Raw genomic sequence first — 3,827 nt, forward strand, 5'->3', positions numbered from 1 at the left:
TTAAATGTTTCTGATTTTTCCCCTGAAGTAAGAGAAAATTTTGTAAATCTTTTTGATATTAGGGTTGAAGATATATCTGAAGGAGAAACTGCTTTAATTAAATTTGAGATTCGTGGGAATTACAGTAAATGGTCAAAGGTTTTTTATGATAATGATCAACAGAAATGGGTATTAAAACTTATGCCAGATTCAGGAGATGAATATGCAAAATTAACACCAAGCACAACTCATCAAGGATGGACAACAGTTGAATTACAACTTAAAGATGGTGGTAAATATGATTTTGATGGAAAGGAAAATGGAATAATAGTTGACCCATCAGGAGTTCAAAAGGTAGAAGGTGGAGGAGGTTGTTTTATTGCAACTGCCTGTTTTGGTAATTATAATCATCCAATAGTTAGAATTTTAAGAGAATTTAGAGATAGGTTCTTACTTACAAATAAATTAGGAAAGGTTTTTGTAAGATGGTATTATTCACATTCACCAAGATATGCAGAAATAATAAGTCAGAGCAATATACTTAAATTTTTTGTAAGATTACTAATTATTCCATTTGTTATTTTTGCCTATCTTTGTATAAAAGGACTATTACTACCACTTATTCTTATTTGTCTTTCCTCAATTATTCTTAAAAAAAAGACACTTAAAAATATTTTGCCTATTTTAATTTTCTTTTTAATCTTTTCTTCAAGTTCATTTGCTCAGGATATAAACATATTTAAAATAACCCCAGGTGAAAAATATACAATTTTAACTCCAACAAGGAATTTACTTGAAAAAGGGAAATCTCAAGTTGATTTTATTTATTCTTATGCAAATGAAGTCCTGAAGGAGAAATTGGAGGAACTGAAAAAGATATAATTACATCATAAAATATATTACAACTTGGATTGATTGCAGGAATAACAGATAAATTTAATGTTTCATTGTTAGTTCCATATCTTATAAAACAGGATGTACTTGAAGGACAAGATTATGATGATTCAGGACTTGGAGATATATATTTGATTGGAAAATATAAAATCTTTGATGGTGGAAAAGATGGTTTTGGATTTGTTATTATTCCATTTGTTGGTTTTGAGACAGGAAAAGAGGAAGCATTATTTGGTGCAGATTCAATGGTATATGGTTTAAAATTTTCTATTGATAAATATTTAACAGATAACTTAATATGGGCTTTTAATCTCGGTTATTCACATCAAGACCCAGTATCTCTTGGACAGATAGAGATTAAAAATGCCTTTTTGTTTGGGATTTCTTTGGTTTATCTTATAAATGAGAAAATGGCAATAACAGGTGAAATAATAGGAAGAAGTGATGATAGGTTTTTTGTTGAGAATGAGAAGTATCCAATTGAGGGAATAATATCTTTTTCAAGGAAGTTTAATAATTTTCAGTTTTTAATAGGAGCAGGTGCAGGAATAAATGATGGATATGGAGCAAGTAGTTGGAGGGCATTTACAGGAATAAAGAGTATATTTTAAAGGATAAGAGATAGTTAAAAATGATTACGATTACAAAAAATGATTTAAAAAAGTTGGAAGATAGATTAACAAAGAAGATTGAGATGATGGTTACAAAAGGAGAGTTCAATAAGAAGATGGATGATTTAATGACAACAATGGATGAAATAATGACAATTTTTTGAAACTTGGGCAGGAAAGAATATTTACAGTTGAATGGATTGAAGGGATAGAAGGTAAAGTTCCAAAAATACAGAGGATATAGAAAAAAATAAAATAGAAATAAAGAAAATAAAAGAGAAAATAGGTATAGGAGAGGTGATTTATTAATAAATTTATATTTTGCATATTTTCCTTTTTTCTTTCCTTTAATCTATTTTCTGCCTCATGGACAATTATGATTTATCTTGACGGAGATAATGACCTTGAAGAATATGCAATTAATGATTTTCTTGAAATTTCTTCTATTGGTTCTAATGAAAATATAAATATTGTTGTTCAATTTGATAGAATAGGTGGATATGATACAAGATATGGGAACTGGACTGAATGTAATAGATTTTATATAACAACTGGTCTTGAACCAAGAAAAGAAAATTCAATAAAGGACTGGCGAGATGGGATTGGTGGTAGAGAAGTAAATATGGGAGACACTCAAACTTTGATTGATTTTATAAATTGGGCGAAAACAAATTATCCAGCAGAAAAATATGCTTTAATTTTATGGAATCACGGAGGTGGCTGGAAATCACTTTCAGTTACAGGGTTTAATATAGAAAAAAGGCATGTTTTAAAGGAAGTATGTTATGATGATACAAGCAATGATTATCTTTCAATGAGGGAAGTAAGCCAGGCACTTTTGAATAATTATGTTGATTTTATAGGATTTGATGCATGTCTTATGGCAATGATTGAAGTTGCAAATGAAATAAAGAATTTATCAAATGTTATGGTTGCTTCTGAAAAGGAAGAAACAACAACTGGCTGGAATTACAGAGATTTCCTTTTAAATTTAAAAAATAATCCAGATGCAACACCTGAACAACTTTCTTTTTTTATTGTAAATTATTCTTCTCAAGATACTCTTTCGGGAATAAGGTTAAATAAAATTTCAGAATTAAACCAATCATTAAATTTACTACTTTCTGAAATAATGAATTCAAATGACTGGTTAAATGTTTTTTTATCAAGAGAAGAAGCAGAAACTTATGATATTGAATTCGTTGACATTTATGGTTTTTTTGAAAATTATTATATGCATACAGAAAATCAGCAAATTAAAAATTATATAGAACAATTTAAAGAAATTTTTAGGCAAACAATTATATGTGATAATAACCTAAACGATGCCTCTTATGGACTTTCTATTTACTTTCCTACTTATTCTTCAACAATTGACCAAAATTATAATGAAAACACAATATCTTTTCCAATAGAGACATTATGGGATGAGTTTTTAATTTCTTTTTTAAATTCCAATTTATTTTATGGATATGAGACAATTTTTTCAGAGGACTTTTCTTCTGGAATTCCTGAAGGGTGGACAATTATAGATGGATATAATGATGGATATACATGGACAACTAATAATCCAAAAAACAGGACAAGTCAATATTTAACAGAACCATTTATGATAGTTGATAGTGATGCTTCTGGATATAGAAATATGAATGAGCAACTTATAACTTTCTCTTTTAATTTTTCCAATTATAACAAAATTTTTATTAAGTTTTCACATAAATTTTGGTATTATTCAGATGAGATTGCTGATTTTGATATTAAGATTGAAGAAAATGAATGGATGAATTTAAAAAGATGGGAAGAAATTGATGATGAAGGAGTAGTTGTTGTTGATATTTCAGATATTGCAGGAGGTAAAGATAATGTGAAATTCAGATGGCATTATTATAATGCTTACTTTGACTGGTTTTGGGCAATTGATAATGTTGAAATATTAGTTAAGGCAGGAGATATTCAAAAAGGAGATATAAATAAGGATGGAATAATAGATATAGACGATGTAATATTTTGTTTAAGGATGGCGATAGGACTTGACCCAGTAGATAAAAGTGTTGCAGATATGAATGAAGATGAATTAGTAGATATAACAGATGTAATAAAGATTTTGAGAAAAGCGATAGGACTTGAATAGCCACCTTCCGAACCGGGTTCGGAAAAAGGATTGATAAAGGGAAAATATATGAAAAAATTGTTTAAAAAAGGAGGGAGGGATGAGAAGAATTTTGAGTTTAGCAGTTTTGTTTGGATTGATTTTTGTCAGTTCTTCCTGGTGTAAAATTATTTCTATATCAGCTGGTGGGTATCATACAGTTGCCTTAAAAGGAGATGGGACAGTTGTAGCCT

At 28.9% G+C, this 3,827-nt stretch carries 4 protein-coding genes; all 4 read left to right on the forward strand.

Annotation, left to right across the window (positions count from 1 at the left end):
* The coding region (locus tag PKV21_09550) for a hypothetical protein (GenBank protein HOM27730.1) at positions 1-861 on the forward strand (861 nt) is incomplete at its 5' end.
* Positions 862-890: 29 nt separating this feature from the next.
* Positions 891-1,484, forward strand: coding sequence for a transporter (locus tag PKV21_09555; GenBank protein HOM27731.1), 594 nt, complete (start codon positions 891-893; stop codon positions 1,482-1,484).
* A gap of 20 nt (positions 1,485-1,504) precedes the next feature.
* On the forward strand, positions 1,505-1,648 hold the full coding sequence (locus PKV21_09560; protein HOM27732.1) for a hypothetical protein: 144 nt from the start codon (positions 1,505-1,507) through the stop codon (positions 1,646-1,648).
* Positions 1,649-1,860: 212 nt separating this feature from the next.
* Positions 1,861-3,615 (forward strand): clostripain-related cysteine peptidase, encoded by a 1,755-nt coding sequence (locus PKV21_09565; GenBank protein HOM27733.1) that lies wholly within the window; start codon positions 1,861-1,863, stop codon positions 3,613-3,615.
* Positions 3,616-3,827 lie beyond the last annotated feature (212 nt).

It is taken from the genome of bacterium (assembly GCA_035371905.1).
Lineage (GTDB): Bacteria > Ratteibacteria > UBA8468 > B48-G9 > JAFGKM01 > JAMWDI01.